Origin of the sequence: Agrobacterium tumefaciens (assembly GCA_025560025.1) — a bacterium.
Classification (GTDB): domain Bacteria; phylum Pseudomonadota; class Alphaproteobacteria; order Rhizobiales; family Rhizobiaceae; genus Agrobacterium.
The window spans coordinates 1410032-1431709 of sequence record CP048485.1; the positions used below are offsets into that span (position 1 = coordinate 1410032).

24 protein-coding genes are annotated in these 21678 nt (G+C 58.8%); 14 read left to right on the plus strand and 10 right to left on the minus strand.

Annotated features, from left to right (window positions below; all coding sequences use genetic code 11):
* Positions 1–447 (minus strand): iron-sulfur cluster assembly scaffold protein, encoded by a 447-nt coding sequence (locus tag FY152_06915; GenBank protein ID UXS31830.1) that lies wholly within the window; start codon positions 445–447, stop codon positions 1–3.
* A gap of 286 nt (positions 448–733) precedes the next feature.
* Between FY152_06915 and folE the strand changes: the two genes are divergently transcribed.
* The 3 genes from folE (at position 734) to FY152_06930 (ending at position 2872) form a co-directional block, all read left to right on the plus strand.
* Entirely contained in the window at positions 734–1360 is a 627-nt protein-coding gene (gene folE, locus FY152_06920) for a GTP cyclohydrolase I FolE (protein ID UXS31831.1), read from the plus strand.
* 26 nt (positions 1361–1386) lie between these two features.
* Positions 1387–1839, plus strand: a complete 453-nt coding sequence (gene hisI, locus FY152_06925) for a phosphoribosyl-AMP cyclohydrolase (GenBank protein ID UXS31832.1) — start codon at positions 1387–1389, stop codon at positions 1837–1839.
* A gap of 94 nt (positions 1840–1933) precedes the next feature.
* The gene (locus FY152_06930) at positions 1934–2872 is read left to right on the plus strand and encodes a patatin-like phospholipase family protein (protein UXS31833.1); all 939 of its coding nucleotides are present in this window, start codon (positions 1934–1936) and stop codon (positions 2870–2872) included.
* Positions 2873–3043: 171 nt separating this feature from the next.
* Here FY152_06930 and FY152_06935 read toward each other — a convergent pair whose 3' ends face one another.
* On the minus strand, positions 3044–3478 hold the full coding sequence (locus FY152_06935) for a CBS domain-containing protein (protein UXS31834.1): 435 nt from the start codon (positions 3476–3478) through the stop codon (positions 3044–3046).
* 156 nt (positions 3479–3634) lie between these two features.
* A complete protein-coding gene (locus FY152_06940) occupies positions 3635–4372 on the minus strand; it encodes a rhomboid family intramembrane serine protease (protein ID UXS31835.1) in 738 nt (245 codons plus the stop codon).
* 355 nt (positions 4373–4727) lie between these two features.
* Between FY152_06940 and FY152_06945 the strand changes: the two genes are divergently transcribed.
* From FY152_06945 to FY152_06955, 3 genes are all read left to right on the plus strand, one after another.
* Positions 4728–5285, plus strand: a complete 558-nt coding sequence (locus FY152_06945) for a PAS domain-containing protein (protein ID UXS31836.1) — start codon at positions 4728–4730, stop codon at positions 5283–5285.
* A 183-nt stretch (positions 5286–5468) separates the two neighbouring features.
* A complete protein-coding gene (locus FY152_06950) occupies positions 5469–6086 on the plus strand; it encodes a PilZ domain-containing protein (GenBank protein UXS31837.1) in 618 nt (205 codons plus the stop codon).
* 744 nt (positions 6087–6830) lie between these two features.
* On the plus strand, positions 6831–7436 hold the full coding sequence (locus FY152_06955) for a transglutaminase-like cysteine peptidase (protein ID UXS31838.1): 606 nt from the start codon (positions 6831–6833) through the stop codon (positions 7434–7436).
* Between the two features lie 94 nt (positions 7437–7530).
* Here FY152_06955 and FY152_06960 read toward each other — a convergent pair whose 3' ends face one another.
* Positions 7531–7968, minus strand: a complete 438-nt coding sequence (locus FY152_06960) for a DUF1489 family protein (protein ID UXS31839.1) — start codon at positions 7966–7968, stop codon at positions 7531–7533.
* A gap of 65 nt (positions 7969–8033) precedes the next feature.
* Positions 8034–9437, minus strand: a complete 1404-nt coding sequence (locus tag FY152_06965) for an L-serine ammonia-lyase (GenBank protein ID UXS31840.1) — start codon at positions 9435–9437, stop codon at positions 8034–8036.
* Between the two features lie 656 nt (positions 9438–10093).
* On the opposite strand from FY152_06965, the gene FY152_06970 reads away from it, so the two are divergent.
* Positions 10094–10444 carry a hypothetical protein gene (locus FY152_06970; GenBank protein UXS31841.1) on the plus strand — a complete coding sequence of 117 codons (351 nt, stop codon included), beginning with the start codon at positions 10094–10096 and terminating at the stop codon, positions 10442–10444.
* Between the two features lie 9 nt (positions 10445–10453).
* Here FY152_06970 and FY152_06975 read toward each other — a convergent pair whose 3' ends face one another.
* Both FY152_06975 and FY152_06980 read right to left on the minus strand, forming a co-directional pair.
* Positions 10454–11206 carry a phosphodiester glycosidase family protein gene (locus FY152_06975; GenBank protein UXS31842.1) on the minus strand — a complete coding sequence of 251 codons (753 nt, stop codon included), beginning with the start codon at positions 11204–11206 and terminating at the stop codon, positions 10454–10456.
* 131 nt (positions 11207–11337) lie between these two features.
* Positions 11338–11499, minus strand: a complete 162-nt coding sequence (locus FY152_06980; GenBank protein UXS31843.1) for an entericidin A/B family lipoprotein — start codon at positions 11497–11499, stop codon at positions 11338–11340.
* 178 nt (positions 11500–11677) lie between these two features.
* Here FY152_06980 and FY152_06985 point away from each other — a divergent pair, with 178 nt between their 5' ends.
* The gene (locus FY152_06985) at positions 11678–12454 is read left to right on the plus strand and encodes a formyl transferase (GenBank protein UXS33233.1); all 777 of its coding nucleotides are present in this window, start codon (positions 11678–11680) and stop codon (positions 12452–12454) included.
* Positions 12455–12550: 96 nt separating this feature from the next.
* Positions 12551–13480, plus strand: a complete 930-nt coding sequence (locus tag FY152_06990; GenBank protein UXS31844.1) for a methylenetetrahydrofolate reductase — start codon at positions 12551–12553, stop codon at positions 13478–13480.
* Positions 13481–13544: 64 nt separating this feature from the next.
* Here the strand turns inward: FY152_06990 and FY152_06995 are convergent, their stop codons facing one another.
* Positions 13545–14441, minus strand: coding sequence for a LysR family transcriptional regulator (locus FY152_06995; GenBank protein UXS31845.1), 897 nt, complete (start codon positions 14439–14441; stop codon positions 13545–13547).
* A gap of 768 nt (positions 14442–15209) precedes the next feature.
* On the opposite strand from FY152_06995, the gene FY152_07000 reads away from it, so the two are divergent.
* Positions 15210–16250, plus strand: coding sequence for a GlxA family transcriptional regulator (locus FY152_07000; protein ID UXS31846.1), 1041 nt, complete (start codon positions 15210–15212; stop codon positions 16248–16250).
* Positions 16251–16525: 275 nt separating this feature from the next.
* Here the strand turns inward: FY152_07000 and FY152_07005 are convergent, their stop codons facing one another.
* Both FY152_07005 and FY152_07010 read right to left on the minus strand, forming a co-directional pair.
* Positions 16526–18001, minus strand: a complete 1476-nt coding sequence (locus FY152_07005) for an NAD(P)H-hydrate dehydratase (protein UXS31847.1) — start codon at positions 17999–18001, stop codon at positions 16526–16528.
* Positions 17998–18270 carry a hypothetical protein gene (locus FY152_07010; protein ID UXS30546.1) on the minus strand — a complete coding sequence of 91 codons (273 nt, stop codon included), beginning with the start codon at positions 18268–18270 and terminating at the stop codon, positions 17998–18000. Before FY152_07010 ends, FY152_07005 begins: the two co-directional genes overlap by 4 nt.
* Positions 18271–18359: 89 nt before the next feature.
* Here FY152_07010 and FY152_07015 point away from each other — a divergent pair, with 89 nt between their 5' ends.
* The 4 genes from FY152_07015 (at position 18360) to hspQ (ending at position 21618) form a co-directional block, all read left to right on the plus strand.
* Positions 18360–18698, plus strand: a complete 339-nt coding sequence (locus tag FY152_07015; GenBank protein UXS31848.1) for a P-II family nitrogen regulator — start codon at positions 18360–18362, stop codon at positions 18696–18698.
* Between the two features lie 73 nt (positions 18699–18771).
* Positions 18772–20181, plus strand: a complete 1410-nt coding sequence (gene glnA, locus FY152_07020; GenBank protein UXS31849.1) for a type I glutamate--ammonia ligase — start codon at positions 18772–18774, stop codon at positions 20179–20181.
* A gap of 95 nt (positions 20182–20276) precedes the next feature.
* Positions 20277–21197: a DMT family transporter gene (locus tag FY152_07025; protein UXS31850.1), complete on the plus strand. Its 921-nt coding sequence runs from the start codon at positions 20277–20279 to the stop codon at positions 21195–21197.
* A gap of 91 nt (positions 21198–21288) precedes the next feature.
* A complete protein-coding gene (hspQ, locus tag FY152_07030) occupies positions 21289–21618 on the plus strand; it encodes a heat shock protein HspQ (GenBank protein UXS31851.1) in 330 nt (109 codons plus the stop codon).
* Positions 21619–21678: the final 60 nt, after the last annotated feature.

The following is a 21678-nucleotide window of genomic DNA, read 5'->3' on the forward strand; positions in this document are numbered from 1 at the left end:
CTAACCCGCAGCGTTCAGAACCGGCCGGCTCTCGATCTGGTCGAGCGCATCGATCACCGCTTCGAAAGTCAGCATGGTCGAGGCGTGGCGGGCCTTGAAGTCCCGGACCGGTGAAAGCACGCGCATATCCGCAAAACGGCCCGTCGGCCCCTCGCCGTCCTGTTTCAGCATGGCAAGCATGTCTTCGCGCGCCTGCCGAAGCTCGGCACTGGAAGCACCGACGATATGATGCGCCATGATGGAGGCGGAGGCCTGCCCCAGTGCGCAGGCGCGAACCTCATGCGAAAATGCCGTGACGATGCCGCCTTCGAGCTTCAGATAGACCTTGAGTTTCGAGCCGCACAGCCGCGAGTGTTTCTCGGCGCTGGCATCGGCATCCTCGAGAACACCGATCAGCGGAATATTCCCGGCAAATTCCAGAATGCGATTATTGTAGATATCGTCCATCGTCAGGTGTCCGGCGCGCTCAAGAATGCCCAAAAACAGGACAGGTCAAATTTTTCAAACACAGCGTTTCTCGCGGTGAAGCTTTCCTGCCCTTCATTCTCATTATATGCTAACGAGCTTTCTGGACATCAAGCTGCGATGAAATTAACGGCTCTGATACCGAAATATCAGCATCGGTCTTGCCAAAATGCTGTAAAACAACCAGATAGCAGCAACAGCGGACAGAAGTCCGCTTTTAAAAAAACGAAGTTCAGGTGCGGCCTTGACCCGCATCGGGAGAGACGGAATGGATGCGATCGTGAAGAATTTCCCCGGCGCTGGCGCAAAACCCGATGTGGCCGAGGCTCGCCCAAGCCAGGCGGAAGCGGAAGAAGCAGTACGCGTTCTTCTGCGCTGGGCAGGAGAAAACCCCGCCCGCGAAGGTCTCTTGGATACGCCCAAGCGCGTCGCCAAGGCCTACCGCGAACTCTTCGCCGGTTATGAGCTGAACGTTCAGGACGTGCTCGGCACGACCTTCGAGGAAGTCGGCGGTTATGACGATGTGGTGCTGGTGCGCGACATCCCCTTCTTCTCCCATTGCGAACACCATATGGTGCCGATCGTCGGCAAGGCGCATGTTGCCTATCTTCCGGCCGGACGCGTGCTCGGCCTGTCGAAGATCGCCCGCGTCGTCGAAATCTTCGGCCGCCGCCTGCAGACACAGGAAAACATGACCGCGCAGATCGCGAGATCCATTGAGGAAACGCTGAAACCGCGCGGCGTGGCCGTCATGATCGACGCCGAACATATGTGCATGTCCATGCGCGGCGTAAACAAGCAGGGGTCCACGACCCTCACCACCAGCTTCACCGGCACGTTCAAGAACGATCCGGCCGAGCAGGTGCGCTTCATGACCATGGTGCGGAACCGTTAAGGTTCCGCTTTTCCTCCGGGGTAGCAATGTCCACATCGTTTCCGTCCGCGCCTGCGGACAAGGAAGTGCTCGAAAACGCAGGCCTTTTTTCACCGAGATTCGATGCCCACGGCCTCGTCACCGCCGTGGTTACGGATGCGCATGACGGCGAATTGCTGATGGTCGCCCATATGAATGCGGAAGCCCTGGCTCTGACGCTGGAGACCGGCATCGCCCACTATTACAGCCGCTCACGCGACAGGATCTGGAAGAAGGGCGAAACATCAGGCAATCTGCAGACGGTGAAGGAGTTCCGCACCGATTGCGATCAGGACGCCGTCTGGCTGAAGGTCTGCGTCGCCGGTCATGATGCCACCTGCCATACCGGTCGCCGCTCGTGCTTTTACCGCACAGTTGAGTTGGCCGACGGCAATGCCGTCACCAGAATCACCGACGATACCCGCCATTTCGATCCGGCCAGCGTCTATTCGGACAAGTGAAGCTCGATCTTCCATCGGCCGCACCAATTTGCTACCAATATAGGGGGCTCCGGGGATAAGGGCGGAGTCCGTAGAACTGGCAGGGAGTGCGGTCATGTTGGGATGGGGTAATCGTCACAATCCTCTTGCGGTTGGAAATCCCGAAAACATCGGCAACGAGCCGCCCGTCACCGAGATTGTCGACACACGCCGCATCGCGCTGGCGCTCGGCGGCGGCGCAGCACGCGGCTGGGCCCATATCGGCGTCTTGCGGGCACTGGACGAGGCCGGGGTGAAGATCGGCATGATTGCCGGAACCTCGATCGGAGCGCTGGTGGGTGGTTGTTATCTCGCCGGCAAGCTCGATGAGCTGGAGGAATTCGCCCGCTCGCTGACGATGCGCCGCATTGCCGGCCTTCTCGACCTCACAATCGGCGGCGGCGGCCTCTTCGGCGGCATGCGGCTGACCAAGCGCATGCAGGAGCATCTGGAAGGCCTGCGCGTCGAAAACCTCGATCATCCCTTCATCGCCGTCGCGACGGAATTGCGCACGGGCCACGAGGTCTGGATCCATCAGGGCGATCTCGTCACGGCGCTGCGCTCATCCTATGCGCTGCCGGGAATTTTCGAGCCGGTGCAATGCAACGGCCGCACGCTGATCGATGGTGCACTGGTCAATCCCGTGCCGGTTTCGGTCTGCCGGGCCTATGAGCAGGCGCTCGTCGTTGCCGTCAACCTCAATTATGATCTGTTCGGCCGCTCCGCGGTGGTCAAGCACGCGGCTTCATCAGCCGGCGGCGGCGCTGCCCCCGTGGAAAGCGCCCCGCGCCCCGGCCTACCGGGCGTGATGGTACAGGCCTTCAACATCATTCAGGACCGGATTTCGCGCTCGCGTCTTGCCGGCGATCCGCCCGACCTCATGCTGCACCCCCGCATCAACGATATCGGCCTGTCGGAATTCCACCGCGCCAGCGAAGCCATCGACAGGGGATATGAGGAAACGCGCGCCCGCATTCCTGAACTGGAGCGCATGCAACAGGCGTTCCGCCGCTGATGCATGACGCGTAGGGTTAGATTTTAGCGCCGAGCATTTCGAGCTAGAGAAAAAACGCGTGCTCCCGCGCCCTCCTACCTGTGCTCGTCACAGGAAGGAGCGTGTCGGGGCACTCGGTCAAAACCTTACGGAATGCCCCGCTGGAACCACCGCTAGCCAAGGTGCGAAACCTCAGCCGGCGATATAGGCCTTGATATGTTCGGCCTCCAACTCGATCTCGCCGATCCGCGCCTTCACCACGTCACCGATGGAGATGATGCCGGCAAGACGGCCGTTTTCCTCGACCGGAATATGGCGGAAACGTCCGCCTGTCATGATCTCCATCAACTCGTCGGTGGTGGAGTTGTGATGACAGCGGATGACGTTCCTGGTCATGGCCGCCGAGACCAGTTGCTGGAGGGAAGCGGCGCCCTGGCCTGCCACGGCTTTCACCAGATCGCGTTCCGTGAAAATGCCGAGAACGACACCGTCGGCATCCGTCACGACGAGAGCGCCGATCTTATGCGCATGCAGCGTTCCCGCCGCTTCGCCGATGGTCACGCCCGGACCGACAGTCACGACATCCCGGCCCTTGCGGTCGAGAAGATCTTTTACGAATGTTGCCATGCCTTCCTCCTCTTTTCAGCAATCCGCAACGCGCCGCAGTCTCCCCCGACGGTTGCAAATCATGGAGCATGGTGCGCTGAGGCCCGCGTGAATGCAATCCCGGATGGGACGCGCGCAAGCAAATTTGCGCCACGGCCGTCAAGGAGCGTGATCGCTTCAGCGCAGCGGACGATCGAACAGGCCGAAGAAAAGAAAGCCAAGCAGGTAGCCGAAAATATGCGCATCCCAGGCGATTGCACCGCCGACATCACCGAACAGCGGAACCCCGACCGCAATCAGCACATTGCCGAAAAGCCACATCAGCGTGAAGACGAGCACGGTTCTGTTTGAAAGCGCCGCCAGAATGCTCTGCCGGGGCATCAGATGCCCGAAAGAAGCGCTGTAGCCGCCGCGAGCGGGGAAAGCGAAACGGCAGGCGGCCCCCATCAGCGCCGAGACCACACCTGACGCCCCGATCAGGACCGTGACATCGCCCCAGTTCAGCGCCGCATGGCCAAAGGCCGAAACGGCGGCGGAAATGCACCACAACAACACGAATCGGAGTGTGCCGATCCGGCGCAGAACCGGCGCGCCGAAGGCCATCAGCCACAATCCGTTAAAGAGAATATGCTCGATGCCGCCATGCAGGAAAGAATAGGTGACCGGCGTCCAGAGCCATTCCATTCCCTGCTGGGAGAAAGACATGGCATAACGCAGCGGAATGAAGCCGAAGGTGAAAATGTACCAGGCGGTCCCATCCTCCGACAGAAAATAGGCCGGAAGCACATAGGCCAGGAGCAATGCAGCCAATAGACCGACCAGAAACGGCGGCAGGTTGAAGACGGGATTGTTCGTGTCGTCTTTCGGTTCCGGCGTTTCCGAAACCGGCGGCTGCTCGCCGTCGCCATAGGACATGATACCATCCCTGTCTTTTTAGAAATTTACGTCTCCGAGCAATATAGGAAGCCCGGACGAAAAAAAAGCCGTCCTGCCTTTGATGCACCTGACGCGAAAACCCTATCGGTCCAAGCGCCGGGATCAAGGACAGTCCGGCTTGAGACAGCGCCCTGAAAGTCTCGGGCGGAGCCATCAATTGTGCTGACGGACGTTACCCCGACATGGCTGCACCGATGCCACGGCTCTTGCTAACGCGCAATCTCAACCATTTGTTAACCTTAACAAAATCGACTGGCACGAAATTCGCTACACCTCTCCATACAGACGTTCGAAAGGACATGATGTCCCAAAAACGAACATGGAGAACGATGCTATGAAAAGCATGGGCGGACTGGACATATACAACTATTGGGACGAGTTGCGCGGCAACAAGCCCGCGCCCCGTCGCGAAGACATAGATCCCGCAAGGCTCAAACATCATCTGGGCGATCTCTTCATCCTGACGGACAAGGGAGAACACTCGCCATTCTTCCGCCTGGCCGGTACACGTCTCTGCGATCTGTTCGGCCGGGAATTGCGGGATCGTCCGTTTTCGGAACTGTGGTCGGCGGAAAAAGCCGTTTTCCCCTGCCGCGTCGCGCGTGGCATCCTGCAGCATAGGTTACCCGTCGTGTTCGACGTGGAGGCAGAGGATAATCATGGCGCGGCACCGCTGGCATTCGAGATGCTGCTGTTGCCGCTGCGCACCGACGAAGGCACGGCCCCGCGGTTGCTCGGAGCGCTGCTTCCGGAACGGCCGCGTCACGAATTCGACGCGCCCGTCAACTGCCTTGTGATGAAGGGCAGCCGCCTGCTGCACCTGGACATCGCCTCAGCAAATTATGCGGCGAATGCGGGAGCCGCCGTCACACCGCGCACGGGAAACTGTTGAAGACTGATCCACCTGCCCCGGTGCGGGCAGACGGCACGCAGCCGTCGTGTAATTTCGTTTAAAAAACGTCATATGTGTAACGATTATTGCCATTTGGAAAAATTGTAGAGATCAAACAATACAGTCTGTTAACCCGGGCAAGGTAGAGATTTGTGATCATTATCCGTCACAATTGCGCTGTCCATGTTTTCATCTCGCTCGGCCAACACCGCCCAAATTCTGCGTCCCGTTGAAGAGGCGCCCCTCGACGACGCCGTTCGCGTGTCGTTCAGCGGCCGTCTCATGTTGCCCGACCATCAGGAATATGATTGCACAGCGACCGAGATGACCGCCGAGAAAGCACAGTTCAGCTGCTCCGGCATCGCCCGCAACGGCGACCGTGTCATCGCCTATCTCCAGCACATTGGCCGCATCGAAGGAACGGTGACTTCGCTCACCGCCTCCGGCTTTGTCATCGCCATCAATGCGCCGGAGCGCAAGCGTGAAAAGCTTGCCGCCCAGCTGGCATGGATCGCCAAGCGCCAATTGCTTGGCCTGCCGGAAGACCGCCGCCACGACCGCCTGACGCCGCGCAATGCCAAGGCCCAGCTGGTTCTGGAAGACGGCGTGCTTGTCACCTGCCGGCTCATCGACCTTTCCCTGTCCGGCGCTGCAATCGAAATCGAAAACCGGCCGCCGCTCGGCAGCCGCGTGCAGCTCGGCAAGGCCATGAGCGGCAAGATCGTGCGTCACTTCATGGAAGGCGTGGCGGTCGAGTTCGATCGCGTCCAGTCTCCCGACGCCCTGATCGAATTTCTCTAGACATTTCCAGTGGCAGTCCTGGAGTAGTTTTACGCACAGAATGCGTAAAACCGGGGGTAAGAAATGCCCCGACAAATTCAATCCATGGAAGGTGAAGCAGGCCTGATGCGGGCGCAGCATTTTGATGCGCCAGGACCTATCGCGAATACTGCTTGCCGTTATGACAGCCTCGAGCCACCGCGCGGACGCGCATCGACGCGATTCCCGCAAAACCGGAATGGCGGCGGCGGAGATTGAGTTTTAAACAGCACGTCCTGCACCGTCTATTCCGCTTAACCCAGATGCCATATGGCCGGTCACAGCGCGTAACTTAGCGCCACTGCGGGCAGTTTCCTGCACTTGGACCCTCAGGAAAACGCCCGTTCCAAAACTTTTTCCAAGAAAAAAGCAGTTTTTTCGAAGTTTTTTTCGCTGACTTTTCGTGCTGTCCCGACCTGAAACAGCCATCCCAAAACGGGAAATCCATGTCCCTGCGCTGCGCCACCGGATGACTTCACGCGGCCGTGAAAACAGCGCAACTCAAAAAATCGCTGTCAATACAGTGGAATAAATGGCTACCAAAAGACTAAGGGCGGGATGCGTAAAATTCTAATAAAATTTGTCTCAAACACGCATAAAAACTCACTCAAATACAGTTCAAAATAGCGGCTAATTTGCTGAAATTTAAGCTCAAATTGCCCCACCTAAATTTCCGGCGGGTCAAAATATACCTGCGAATGTCTCCTCAACACGGGGAGACAAGCAATGAACAACAACCGTATCGTTTTCGTCCTGATCGCATTCATCGTCAGCGCCTTCGCAAGCCAGGCAGGCGCATCGCCGGCCGCAGTCATGCGTGTGATCGGCAAGGCCAACCCGCCGATCGGCCACTATGAATTCTGCCAGACCTATCAGAGCGAATGCCAGCCGACCTCGCTGGATACCGGTCCGATGAAGCTGACCGAAGAGCGCTGGAAGACGATGCTGGACGTCAACTACACCGTCAACACGACGATCACGCCGATGACCGACATGGAAATCTACGGCGTTGAGGAACGCTGGGCCTATCCGACCACGGTCGGCGATTGCGAAGACTTCGTGCTTCTGAAGCGCAAGATGCTGATGAACAAGGGCTTCTCCGCCTCCAACCTGCTGATCACGGTGGTTCTGCAGCCGAATGGCGAAGGCCACGCCGTCCTCACCGTTCGCACCGATCGCGGCGATTTCATCCTCGACAACATGCGTAACAAGGTCATGAACTGGTCGGAGACCGAATATACCTACCTGAAGCGCCAGGACACCGCCAATCCCGGCCGCTGGATGAAAATTCAGGATGGCCGCGCCACCAACGCCGTCGGCGGCATCAACTAAGGCCGTTCAAGCGACAGCAATACCGTCTCCCCAAACGAAAAAGCCGGCTCCGCAAGGAAGCCGGCTTTTTCGTTTTCATGCAATTCGCTGAGCGTCAGAGCAGGCCAAGCTCGGCCAGCTCCCGGCGCAGATCGGAAGGCATATCCTCACCGCCCGCACCGCCGCCGCCGAGATCGCGCGGCGCTTCGTCGTCCTTGAGATAACGCCAGCCCTGAAACGGCCGCTTCGGCGCTGGCGAGGTTTCGATCACCTCTGGGCCGAGAATGAGATCGCAGCGGGTAATACCGTCGTCGCCCTTGAAGGAGCGGAGGTCGAGAAGCTTCTGCCGCGCCTGCACCTGCCCCTTGATGACCCAATAGAGCGAGCCGCCTTCCAGCAGCTCCTCAACTCGCTTGGGGATCATCCGGGTCGTGTGCACGCTATGCGGCTCAAGGCCGGCGGCAATCGCGGTCAGCGAGCGATGCGCGACCCAGTCTCTCAAATCCTGGAGTGAATCCGCGCCGACGCAAAGTTTTATCAGATGTAGAGGCATGGCCCTATCAATGCCTTTTTGCGGCGGGCGTCAAGCATCTGGACAATGCCCGCCGCCCTGCCCGCTCAGCACTCCACAACGTTGACGGCCAGGCCGCCGGTGGAGGTTTCCTTGTATTTCTCGCTCATGTCGTTGCCGGTCTGACGCATGGTTTCGATACAGGCGTCGAGCGGCACGAAATGCTGGCCGTCACCCTTCAGCGCCAGCGACGCCGCCGTCACCGCTTTCACGGCACCCAGCGCGTTGCGCTCGATACAGGGCACCTGCACCAGCCCGGCAATCGGATCGCAGGTCATGCCGAGATGATGTTCCAGCGCAATTTCAGCAGCATTTTCAATCTGCTCCGGCGACCCGCCCATGACCGCGGCAAGACCCGCGGCCGCCATGGCCGCCGCCGAGCCGACTTCGCCCTGACAGCCCACCTCAGCGCCTGAAATGGAAGCATTGTGCTTGATGATACCGCCGATTGCGGCGGCCGTCAGCAGGAAGTCCCGCACGTCGTCAACAGTCGCATCCTCATGGAAATGCCGGAAATATCTGACCGTGGCCGGAACGACGCCTGCCGCACCATTGGTCGGCGCGGTAACCACCCGGCCGCCGGCGGCGTTTTCTTCATTCACGGCCATGGCATAGACACTGAGCCAGTCATTCGCCAGAACCGGGTTCATCCGGTTGCTGCGCCACTCCTCATTCAGCTTCTCATAGATGGAACGCGCGCGGCGGCGCACCTTCAGGCCGCCCGGCATGATGCCATCGACCTTAAGGCCCCGCTCGATACAGCCGTTCATCGCTTCCCAGATCTGGTCGAGACGTTCGTTCAACTCCTCGCGGGAAACCACCGTTTCCTCGTTCGCACGTTTCATCTGCGCGATGGTTCGGCCGGAACGACCCGCCATATCCAGCATCTCCCGCGCGGTGGCGAAAGGATAAGGCACGCGCGGACCGTTATCGATGGTCTTGCCACGCTGCTTGATCGCCTCCAGTTCCGTATCGGTGACGACGAAACCGCCGCCAACGGAATAATAGATGCGCTTGATCAGCAACCGGCCCTGATTGTCGAAGGCGGAGAAAGTCATGCCGTTAGCATGGCCCGGCAGCGGGTTCTTCTTGTCGAAGACCAGATCTTCAGCCGGTCGGAACTCATAGGACGGATGGCCGGGCGGCGACACGGTGCCGGCCTTTTCCACCTTTTCGATAATGGCGTCCATCGCATCGGGATCGACAAGGTCCGGCCGCTCGCCGGTGAGACCGAGAATGACCGCACGCCCGGTGCCATGACCAATGCCAGTAAAGGCAAGAGAGCCATGCAGGCTGACCTTCAGACGCGAAACGGAGGCACCCGCCGGACGCGGCCACTCATCCGAGAGGATCAGGGCGAGAAAGCGGTTCGCCGCCGTCATTGGCCCCATCGTATGCGAACTGGAAGGACCGATGCCGATCTTGAAGACGTCGAAGACCGAAAGAAACATGAGGTTTGTCCTGAATAAAAATGGATTCCACCACCATCATATCCAAAGCCGCGACGGATCGCCACAAAAGAGCGTCAGCGGTTTGCACAGCTGCGACATATCGGCCGCCCATACGAAAACAGCACGGTTTCCAGAGGAAAACCGCGCCGTTTCAAAACCCGTCAATTCAGGAGAAGTGCTTATGGGCTGCCAAAAATGTACGTCAATGCGAGAAAAGCGGCAAAGCCTGCAAGTGCGCGCAACGTGACGCCCCAGCAGGATTTCTGAGCGGTTTCTTCCATGATTACTCCAGCTATTCACTCTCCGGGGGATCTTCAAGACCCGGCCCGTGGATGAAGCATTTATTAAAATCCGGCGGGGAACGCAAATGCAAAAAGCGGCTAAATGAAGGCGTTTTTGACAGGCTGCCATTCGCCCATTGCATAGGTATAAGAAAAAACAAAGCCTTAGAGGCAGGCTGTCGACAAAGCCATTTTCACCCATCGCCTCAATTTGAACCAAAGTGTAACCGGTTTATGAAGGTTTCACACAAACACCTGTTGAAAACTGCTTCCACCGGCACGTTAAGGTCGAATTTCCGCGGTCAGACTGTTGCGCCTTGAAAGCCTGCGACCACTGCTCTATCGACAGACAACGGCAACGGGACACGTCATTTCATGCAGCAGGCATCATCCTTTCCCGATCGCGAAACGGTCGCATCGAAACTGGCTTCGCTTGCGAGCGAGGACAAGGCCTGGGTGCTGCTGTTGATGGAAAACGCCTTGCAGGATGAAAACCTGCTGGCCGGTCTCAGTCTCTATCTCGACAGGCAGGCCAATGCGCCCTTCCTTAACAGCCTGAGGCTGGAGGCGGCAGGCGAATGGCTTGGCAGAAACGCCCCGGCCCGCCTGCAGATCCGCCTGATGGAAGCCGCAAAGGCCAGCCAGCATCCGACCTACCTCTCCTTTCGTCAGGGGCTGACGGCGTCGGGTGGCCTGGAAAAAGCCTATCCCAAGGCCCCGATCTGATTTTTCGGCTTAATCAGGCACTTTCTCGACGACCGCGATGATCGGCCCCATGGGAAACAGCGAATCCCGCCTTTTCATCGCGGGAATGTCGACGCTGGAAATCGTGCCGTCGAGATAGAGCGCGTTCGGTGCATCCAGCACGTCGCGGAACAGCGTCGCGAAATCGTAGAAGCGCACGGTCGTTTCCGAAATCGCGAAATGCACCCTGCCATCGCGGGAGACGCCGACGCCGTTGCGGCGTTTCAGGCTGTCGCTGTCGGGCAGAAATCGCGGATGCAGCTTTCCGTCTATCACCAGCATCGGCCCGGACTGTGTGGCAAAATCCGGCTTAACACCTGCCGCCAGATAGGCCTGCGTTTCGAGAACGCCCGCCGTGGTCCCCTTCAGATAAAAGACGCCATTCGGCAGAAGATGAAAGTTGCCCCAGCCGCCACCTGTGCTGATCGGCGAGGTCTCGACACCATTTTCGATAAAGAGACCGACCGGTGAATAGTCCGAATGATACATGCCGCCATTCATGGCGAAGATGCTGAACATGTGCTGCCGCCAGAGCGCGGAGGAAAGATCGGAAAAAGACCGATATCCCTCACCCGAGACATGGTCGCGGTCATAAATCCGGATCGTGCTTTTTTCCGGATCGAAACTGCAGACGGTATAACGGCCGCCCGCATGGTCCATGATCCTGCAGAAATCCGCCTGTCCGCCCGCCTGCGCCGAAATCGGCAGCAGCAATGGCAGCAGAAACCTCATCAGTCTTTTCATCGATCGTCCGTTCACGCGTTTCGCGCACATGCTGGCGCGATTCCTACAGCATGAATTGTGACCGTGAAATCAGGTCAAAGAAAAGGCGCCAGCCGGAGTTCGGATGGCGCCATGCTTCCTGGGGGAGTTTTTTAGCGGCGAGCGGCGCGGTCGACGCTGCGGCCGGCGTCCTGCGTCGCATCAACGGCATTCGCCGTATCCCGGCCCATGCCACGAATGGTATTGCCGCATGAACTCAAGGTCACGACGGTCAACAGAGCCACGAAGACGGTCGAAAGAATACGTGTGATCATTTGAAAACTCCCCTATGACTTGCGTCCAAAAGCAAGCGCCAATGTGATATGCGTCACATTAACGTGAGCCGCAAAAATCGGTTCCACCGGCGTTTTAAAAAATCACGTCGATGAAAATTAACATGGTTTTCAAGTTCGTAACGGAAACTCGCGCCCGAGGAAAAATCGTGTGAGTGACATGACTGATATCAACAATCGGCTTCTGGTAATGACGGCGGGCGGCCTGAACCCCAATGTCATGATCAATGCGCTGGCCGCCCGTTTCCCCGACATCCACGTCTTCGTGGAACAGCCGGAAAGCAAATCGGCGATTCTCAAGCGGCGCGCGCGCCGGCTCGGCTGGATCGCTGCCGCGGGCCAGATGGCAACCATGGTTGCTTCAAGGCTTGGCAAACGCTTCACGCTCAAAAGAACACGGGAGATCATTGCCGAACATGGGCTGCTTCCCGATCTCCATCATGCAGTGCCCGTCACGCAGTTTTCCTCACTGAATGACGAGGAATGCCACAGGGCCGCCAACACGTTACAGCCGGCAGCGATCTTCACCATTTCCTGCCGTCTTTTATCACCCGCCACTCTCCGGTCATTGCAATGCCCGGTCATCAATTTCCATGCCGGCATCAATCCGGCCTATCGCGGCCAGATGGGCGGCTACTGGGCGCTGGTGGAAAAGGACCGGGGTAATTTCGGCGCGACCGTGCATCTGGTCGACAAGGGCGTGGATACCGGCGCCACGCTCTATGAAAAACGGCTGAAACCCTCGCCTTCCGACACGATCGCCACCTACCCGCTGCTATTAACCGCCGGTTCGGTTGATATTGCCGTCAGCGCCATTGAGGATGCCCTTTCCGGCAGCCTGTCACCAAAGCCGCCCTCGCCCGGAAAATCCGTGCTGCGGTTTCCGCCGCCGATCTGGACATGGCTGTGGAACGGGCTGACGAAGCGGGTCTGGTAGGCAGGCCCATTTATCAGCCCATATGAGGCCAAACTTCGTCGCAGATGCAGGCCTGTCTTGCCGCAACAGGCAAAGACTTGGGTGAAAAACCGGTGCATGATAATAAAAAGGACCATGCACAAATTGCCCGATATCACCACCTCTTCCATTATCCCTGCTTCCATTGAGGCCTCGCCCGCACAGGTGCTTGGCCCGGCAAGTCTTGCCGGCCTGTTCCCGCAAGGGGTGCGCGTCTACCTGACCGACACGGGAGCGGCCTCGCAGGGCAGACTCGTGGATGCCGCCAGACATCTTCGTGAACTCGGCTACAATCCCGTGCCGCATCTTGCCGCGCGGCGCATATCCTCCCGCGCGGACTTTGAGGAACAGGTGAAGCGGCTTGCGGGCGAAGCGGATGTGTCGGACGTGCTGGCGGTCGGCGGCGGCGTCGACAGGCCGGCCGGTCCCTTCACATCCAGCATGGACATGCTCTCGACCGGCATTTTCGATCGCTGCGGCATAAAGCACATCGCCATCGCCGGCCACCCCGAAGGCAGCCCCGACTTCAGCGAGGAGACGGCAATGGCCGCGCTCAGGCTGAAACGCGATTTTGGCGAAAGAACCGGTGCGACGATGCGTATCGTCACGCAATTCGGCTTCGATCCCGCGCGCTTCATCGCCTGGGCGGAAGGGCTTGCGGCGTCAGGCATAGACCTGCCAGTGCATATTGGCGTTTCCGGCCCGGCGAAGATCACGACACTATTGAAATATGCCGCTCTCTGCGGCGTCGGCAATTCCATCGCCTATCTGAAGAAAAACGCGCTATCCCTGACAACGCTGGCGAAGGGCCACTCGCCGGAAAGCATCGTCGGACCGATCGAGCGGCATTGGCAGGCCAATCCGTCAGGACCGATCCGGCAAATCCACGTTTTCCCCTTTGGCGGACTGCAGAATTCGGCCGACTGGCTGGTCGGCCGTGGAAGCTGGCAATCCCATGAAGAGAAAAACACGGGCCGTTCGGCATCGCCGGGCTCGGTTGCGGTCTAGGACGCTGTCTGCGGCGCGACGGACAGCGCCGCCGCGCAAGCACCCGAGTTATTCGCACCGCGCCTCAAGCCGCCTTGGCAACCTCGACAAACGCATTGCGGATGCTTTCCGCCACCGCAAGGATGGGACGAGAAGGCTTTTCGGCCATGATCAGACGAATATCGAAACAGCCAAGTTCCGGCAGACCTTCCTTGTCGCCGAGAATGACCATGTCGTTTAACACATAGGATCGCGGCAGGGGTGCGATGGCAAGATCGGCGGCAATCGCCGCGCGCTGCGCCATCGTGTGACCGCTGAGATAGGCAACGCGGAAATTGCGCCCGCGCTTTTCAAGCGAATTGATCGCCTCTGAACGCCAGATACAGCCCTCTTCCCAAATCGAGATTGGCAGCGGATCGCGCAGATAGGCCGTGCCGCATTTTGCCCCTGCCCAGACAAGGCGCTCGCGCATCAGCACCTCGCCGGTATCTCGCAGCGGATGCGAGGCACAGTTGACCAGCGCCAGATCCAGCCGCCGTTCGTCCATGCGCTTGTAGAGATTGGAGCTGGAATCAATGGTGACATCGATCATGATGCCGGGAAACGCCTCGGCAAAACGCTTGAGGATGCCCGGCAGCAGACCGCGCTCGCCAATATCCTCAGGCGCGCCGAGACGGACCACGCCTGACAGTTCGGGCATGACAAAACGCGACACGGCCTCGTTGGACAGCGCGATCATCCGGCGCGCATAGGTCAGAAGCGTCTCGCCATGCGCCGTCAACGTCACCGAGCGGGCATCGCGCAGGAACAATGTCGTCTTTAACTGCTCCTCGAGCTTCTTGATCTGCATGGAAACGGCCGAGGGCGTTCTGAACACCACCTCGGCGGCGGTGGAGAAGTTTCCCGTTTCCGCAATCGCGACGAAGGTTCTCAATATGTCGTTATCCAGCAACGGCAGGGGTTGGCGGAAAGTCACGGTCATGGCACGCACCTTCAAATATTTTGATTTATAGATGGATATCATTTCGTTTGATTGAATGTCAACAAGGGCGCACCATCCGGGACATCGAATGACAGGGCCGAACACGGCCTCTTCGGAGCCAGGCACTCATCGTGCAAGGCAGGCATAGAAGCCGGCAGGCTCCGCTGGCCAGTCATTCAAAACATTGATGAGTGATATAAAATTCATTCTCTTGTTTGATGGAATATGCAGGCGCATACCGAATTCGCAAACAGGATCGTGGTTCAGGAAAGGATCAAGACAATGACCATGATACATTATCTCCCAACGGTGACACGCTCTCCGCATCGTCCTCCGTCCAGCTGGCTGCATCGCGTGTCGGGCTATGTTTCCGGACTGTATCAGTCATGGCAGCGCGCAAGAATGCTGCGTGCGCTGGAAGGATTGCCCCCTGAAACATTGAAGGACATTGGATGGCCGACGACGGACAACAACCGCATGCGCATCGTCCGCAGATAAATCGAGACCGGTGGTTCGCAATCGCCTTGAGACTTGCGAACCACCCCACCAGGTCATAAAAGCAACCGCAACGGCGTAAAATGACCTGCCTGTTTTACATGCGACACAACGCCTTTTAAAAAGGCTCAAGGCAAATTTTGCATATTTCAAAAGCGTTTTTTTGACAGCCCCGATTCCACGGCGTATTTTTCGCTAAAGATGTCGTAAACAGGACATCCAGAAGACCAATTCCAAGAGAGGAATTGCGTATTCGCAACGGAGCACGGGCAAATGAGCAAGAACTCCCAGAAGAAACGCTCAATCGTCTTTTTTCTCATTCCGCAATTTACCATGCTGCCCTTCGCTGCAGCGGTTGAAACGCTTCGCATCGCCAACCGAATGCTGGGCTATCAGGCCTATGAATGGCGCATCGCCTCGCTCGACGGCCAGAAGGTCATGTCATCCAGCGGCATCTGTCTTGAGGCCGATACCTGTCTTGCCGACGAACGGCGATATGTCAGCGGCGAAAACCGCCCGGAAATGGCGATCATCTGTTCCGGCATCGATGTCGACCAGCACATCAACAAATCCGTCAACGCCTGGCTGCGCGAAGCTTATAATCGCGGCATCGCCATCGGCAGCCTCTGTACCGCCGCCCATATTCTGGCGCAGGCGGGCCTTTTGAACGGCAAGCGCTGCGCGATCCACTGGGAAAACCTGCCGGGTTTTTCCGAAGCCTTTCCGCAGGTGGAAGTCTATGCCGACCTCTTCGAAGTCGACAGCAACATCTATACCTGCGCCGGCGGCACGGCATCGCTCGACATGATGCTGAGCCTGATCGGCCAGGATTTCGGCGAAAACCTCGTCAACCGCGTCTGCGAACAGCAATTGACCGACCGGGTCCGCAGCCCCAATGACCGCCAGCGCCTGCCGCTACGCGCCCGCCTCGGTGTCCAGAACAGCAAGGTTTTGTCGATCATCGAATTGATGGAAGGCAATCTCGCCGAACCGCTGTCGCTGCTCGATATAGCCGATGCCGCCGATCTGTCGCGCCGGCAGGTGGAGCGCCTCTTCCGCCAGGAGATGGGCCGCTCCCCGGCCCGCTATTACCTCGAAATCCGCCTCGACCGCGCGCGTCATCTGCTCGTTCAATCGGCCATGCCGGTGGTCGAAGTCGCCGTCGCCTGCGGTTTCGTCTCGGCCTCGCATTTTTCCAAATGTTATCGCGAAATCTACAATCGCACGCCGCAGCAGGAACGGGCCGAACGCAAGCTGCTGATCAGTGCGTCGCGAATGGCGATGGCGAGCCAGGCAGGCAAGGCCGCGCATTGAATGCTGGATTGAATGCCTCAAACGCGAGGGAACTTGTTTCCGGGTTAAATACCTCTCCTCCGTCATGCCGGACTTGATCCGGCATCCAGCCACGGCGCATCCGCGCCGTGAAAAGACTCTCTCGCGATCAAGGACTTGATCGCACTGGACCCCGGATCATCCTCGGGCTTGTTCCGGGGACCGGGGTGACGGAGTGCGGATGATGGAACTGTGCAAAAACCACCGGATCAGCGAGCGGTCGGCAGCCAGCAAACAGCGAACACAATCAGGCTAACTCACCCAAACGGCCGAACCGCGTGGGACAAATCCTCCGCCGTCATGCCGGCTCCCGCCCTCTTGCCCGCCTCCCCATGCAGCCAGACACCGGCCGCAGCCGCCTCGAAGGCGGGGGCTCCCTGCGCCAGCAGCGCGCCGATGACGCCGGCCAGCACATCACCTGATCCGGCCGTCGCAAGGCTCGCAGGCGCATTCGTGTTGACCAGCGCCCGGCCGTCCGGCGCAGCAATCACCGTATCCGCTCCCTTATAGACCAGCACCGCGCCGCTGCGCGCCGAGGCAGCCTGCGCCCTCTCGATCTTGCTCAATCCGGCATCCTCAACAAGATCGGGAAACAGCCGCGCAAATTCTCCCTCATGCGGCGTCAGCACGAATTTTCCCGTGCCGGATGTCACGCGCTCGAACAGGGTCTCCGGACGATCCTTGAAAGCGGTGATCGCATCTGCATCCAGAACCACGGCCTTGTCGCCAAGCAGGGACACGAACTGCCGCGCCTTTTCGAGGTCGCCGAAACCGGGCCCGAGAACGAATGCGCCATGGCGTTTGTCGTCCAGCCAGTGTCCCAGATCCTCGGCATCATCCAGACCGGCACTCATCACCGCCGTCAGCGTCACCGAAAGCACGTCGAGCGCTTCTCTGGGGGCGGCGATCGTGACGATGCCGGCCCCCGCCTTCAGCGCCGAAAGCGCCGTCATCCGGCTTGCCCCGGTCGCATGCGGCGGGCCGGAAAAGACGGTCAGGTGCCCGCGCCGGAATTTATGGGTCTCCATATCGGCATGCGGCAAGGCATCCCGCCAGATCAGCGGATCATTTTCCGCCACCGATCCCGCATGGGCAGCAAGGATGCGGGAGGGAATGCCGATATCGAAAACCTCCAGCGCCCCGCATAATTCCCGGCCGGGCAGGAGCAGATGGCCGGGCTTACGCGCCATGAACGTCACCGTGCGCTCCGCTTTGAACGAGGCACCGAGCGGCACGCCCCGGCGGCCGCAGAGACCCGACGGAAGATCGACGGCAAGAACCGGCACAGCCGCCTCTGTCACCGCATCGATCACCCGGCTGAGTTCCGGCGGAATATCACGGGACAATCCGGCCCCGAAAACTGCATCGATCACCATGTCACCGTCGAGCGGCACATAGTCGCCAAGCGTCAGTGGTGTGATCCCGATTCGCTCGAAAGCCGTCCGCGCATCACCCTTGAGCGCTCCGACATCGCCAAGGTGATGAACGGCAATCGCCGCCCCGCTTTGCAAGAGTACGCGCGCCGCCACATAACCATCGCCGCCATTGTTGCCGCCACCGCAGAGCACCACGAAACGCAGCGCCTGCGGGTAATGGCGAAGGGCCGAGGCGGCGACCGCCTGCCCCGCCCGCTCCATCAGATCGTAAAGCGGAATGCCGGATTGACCGGCCGCCGCATCGATGCGGGCCATGACAACAGGGTCGATCAGGAAGAGGTGCGATGGGGATTTCATGGCCCGATCATTCCCGCAAAACGTCGGAAAGGCAATCGATACAAAAATAAGCAGATCGCCACGACCAAATAATAGTCAAATGCATAAAATATAACCAATGCAACTTGACGCCGGCATCGCTCTTCAAAATATTCAATATCGCTAAAATAATACAAATCCGTAGAATTGGTGATGGAATTTTCGGGTTTTGGCGAGAAATTGGCCGGAAAACCGCAAAATGCGAATGCTTTTTGTGCCGGAAGGCCGGGGGAGCGAAGTTTTTTCTTCAAGCCCGCTTCCGATCTGGCACAATACGTGCATTCTTGTGGCAGAGCGGGAATAACCTGCTTTAACGGGAGAAGCGGAGAGATATTTTCTCATGAAAAAGATCGAAGCGATCATTAAGCCTTTCAAGCTCGATGAAGTGAAGGAAGCCCTTCAGGAAGTCGGACTTCAGGGAATCACGGTCACGGAAGCAAAAGGCTTTGGTCGTCAGAAAGGCCACACGGAACTTTACCGCGGAGCGGAGTACGTCGTGGACTTTTTGCCGAAAGTGAAAGTCGAAGTCGTATTGGCGGATGAGAATGCGGAAGCCGTCATCGAGGCGATCCGCAATGCGGCACAGACCGGACGTATCGGCGACGGAAAGATTTTCGTTTCCAATATCGAGGAAGTCATCCGCATCCGTACCGGTGAAACAGGCGTGGACGCCATATAATCAGAACCAGGTCCTAAGCCGGGGAGGCTTGGGTTTTCACCTCGTCACCACCACACTCAAGGAAAACGTTTAAATGACGACCGCAAACGATATCTTGAAGCAGATCAAGGATAACGACATCAAGTTCGTGGACCTGCGCTTTACCGACCCCAAGGGCAAGCTGCAGCACGTCACCATGGATGTGGTGTGCGTCGACGAAGACATGTTCGCCGATGGCGTCATGTTCGACGGCTCCTCGATCGCCGGCTGGAAGGCCATCAACGAGTCCGACATGGTGCTGATGCCCGATCCGGCAACCGCCCATACCGACCCGTTCTTCGCCCAGTCCACCCTGGTCATCCTTTGCGACATTCTCGACCCGGTCTCCGGCGAAGCCTATAACCGCGACCCGCGCGGCACTGCCAAGAAGGCCGAAGCCTATCTCAAAGCATCCGGCATCGGTGACACGGTTTTCGTCGGCCCCGAGCCGGAATTCTTCGTCTTCGACGACGTGAAGTACAAGGCCGACCCTTACAACACCGGCTTCAAGCTCGACAGTTCCGAACTGCCGTCCAACGACGACACGGATTATGAAACCGGCAACCTCGGCCACCGTCCGCGCGTCAAGGGCGGCTATTTCCCGGTTCCGCCGATCGACAGCCTGCAGGACATGCGCTCCGAAATGCTGACGGTTCTGTCGGAAATGGGCGTGGTCGTTGAAAAGCACCACCACGAAGTGGCTGCCGCACAGCACGAACTGGGCGTGAAGTTCGACACGCTGGTCTCCAGCGCCGACAAGATGCAGATCTACAAGTACGTCGTCCACCAGGTCGCCAATGCCTATGGCAAGACGGCAACCTTCATGCCGAAGCCGATCTTCGGCGACAACGGCTCGGGCATGCACGTGCACCAGTCGATCTGGAAGGGTGGCAAGCCGACCTTCGCAGGCGACGAATATGCCGGCCTGTCTGAAAACTGCCTCTATTACATTGGCGGTATCATCAAGCACGCCAAGGCCATCAACGCCTTCACCAACCCCACCACCAACTCCTACAAGCGTCTGGTGCCGGGTTATGAAGCGCCGGTTCTGCTCGCCTACTCCGCGCGCAACCGCTCCGCATCTTGCCGTATTCCCTTCGGCTCCAACCCGAAGGCAAAGCGCGTCGAAGTCCGCTTCCCGGACCCGACCCAGAACCCCTATCTCGGTTTTGCGGCCATGCTCATGGCCGGCCTCGACGGCATCAAGAACAAGATTCACCCCGGCAAGCCGATGGACAAGGACCTTTACGATCTTCCTGCAAAGGAACTGAAGAAGATCCCGACCGTCTGCGGCTCGCTGCGCGAAGCGCTGGAAAGCCTCGACAAGGACCGCAAGTTCCTGACCGCAGGCGGCGTGTTCGACGACGACCAGATCGACTCGTTCATCGAGCTGAAGATGCAGGAAGTCATGCGTTTCGAAATGACCCCGCATCCGGTCGAATTCGACATGTACTACTCGGCCTGATCGGCATTCGGGACGCTCTTCGGAGCGTCCCTTTCATTCCGGCGGCTTCCCAGGAGGCCGCCATTTTCTTTTGAAGCCCAGCCATATCGCGAAGAATGTCGAACACGCCAGCCTCTCAGCAAAACCGCCTTACGGACTGGCTCATCTTTCTGGCTGTGCCGTTCTTTTTCTCCAGCAACGTCATTTTCGGCCGTGGCGTCGTCGGTGAGGTCTCGCCCTTCATCGCCGCCTTCATTCGCTGGATTGGATCAACCCTTATCATCGCGCCCTTCATGATCGCCGACTGGCGAAACTGCCTCGCCTTTGTGCGCCATAAAACGCTGCTCTGGCTCGTCCTCGGCATTCTCGGCATGGGCATCTGCGGCGGCGTGGTCTATTGGGGCCTCACCATGACGACGGCCGCCAACGGCACCCTGATCTATACGACGTCGTCGCTTTTCATTATCCTGTTCCAGCGCGTCTTCCAGGGCCGCCCCATCAGAAAGCTCGAAGTCGCGGGAATGATCATCGCCTTTGCGGGCGTGGCAGCCATCGTGCTCAAGGGCGACATGTCGGCTCTCTGGCACTTGAATTTCAACATCGGCGATTTCGCCATATTGACGGCGGCCATTGCCTTTGCGGTCTATTCGCTGCTGCTGCGCGACCCGGCGGCACGGCAGATGGCCTCCTTCAGCCTCTTCGGCCTGATCGCGCTCTCCGGCGCGCTGGTCCTTCTGCCGCCGGCCGCGCTGGAACTGGCGCAGGGCGGATTGTTGCCGGCCACACCAATGGCCTGGGCGAAGATCGGCGGCATCATCCTGTTCGCCTCATTGCTCGCCTTTTATTGCTTTACCCATACGGTGCGCGTTTTCGGCCCCGCCACGGCGGGCATCACGCTCTACATGATGCCGCCCGTCTCGATCCTGATGGCCACGCTTTTCCTTGGAGAGACCTTCGAGACCTATCACGCCATCGGCATCGTGCTGGTCACCGGCGGCGTCGTCATTGCCACGGCACCGATCGGCCGCAGGGCCTGAACGCCAGGTGGCGGATAGGGACGGGAGAACCCCTAACCCTTGATATTTCGCATTCCGCCCCCAACTATTAGTGGGAAAGGAAGTTCATGCCATGAAACAAAGAGACGCAAAATTCACGCTTGGCGAGATCGTCCGCCACAAGGTGTTTCCGTTCCGCGGTGTGGTCATCGACGTGGATCCGGAATATGCCAATACGGAGGAATGGTGGAACGCCATCCCCGCGGAAATCAGGCCGGATCGCGACCAGCCCTTCTATCATCTTCTGGCCGAGAACGAGGAGACGGAATATGTCGCCTATGTTTCCGAACAGAACCTCGTCCACGACGAAAACGAGACGCCGCTGAGAAATCCCAATATCGGCCGCATCTTCGACAAGGCCCCGAACGGCGAATGGCGCCCGAAAATGTCGACTGCGCATTAAACGCAGTTCGGACAGCGAGCCTCCCCAATCCCCGGACATAAAAAAACCGGTCTGTCGCCA